This is a genomic window from Hyphomonas sp. UBA3601, from assembly GCF_002375605.1.
Lineage (GTDB): Bacteria > Pseudomonadota > Alphaproteobacteria > Caulobacterales > Hyphomonadaceae > Hyphomonas.
This window is the reverse complement of sequence record NZ_DFME01000016.1, coordinates 4,865-5,154: the sequence shown is the minus strand read 5'-3', so window position 1 is coordinate 5,154 and position 290 is coordinate 4,865. Positions and strand designations below refer to the sequence as shown.

1 pseudogene is annotated in these 290 nt (G+C 67.6%); it reads right to left on the bottom strand.

The window, feature by feature from the left end:
* Nucleotides 1-5: 5 nt before the first annotated feature.
* Nucleotides 6-290 (bottom strand): annotated as a pseudogene (locus B4F73_RS01065) (DNA repair protein RecN); the annotation flags it as partial.

Below are 290 nucleotides of genomic sequence, written 5' to 3'. Positions count from 1 at the left end.
CTCGCTCATGCACCCTCCAACAACCTCCCGGCGGCTGCGCGGGCCTCAGCGGTAACTTCGGCGCCTGACAGCATTCGGGCAATTTCTTCCTGCCTGCTGCTGTCATCTAGCCCGCGTATGCGTGAGCCGCCAGCCCCATCCTGCTCCTTCTCCACAAGCCACTGGGCTGAAGCGGACGCGGCCACTTGCGGGCTGTGCGTGATGGCGAAGACCTGCCGGGCCTGACCCAGCGAGATCAGGCGTTCCCCGATCGCGGCCGCGACCGCGCCTCCAACGCCCTGATCGGCCTC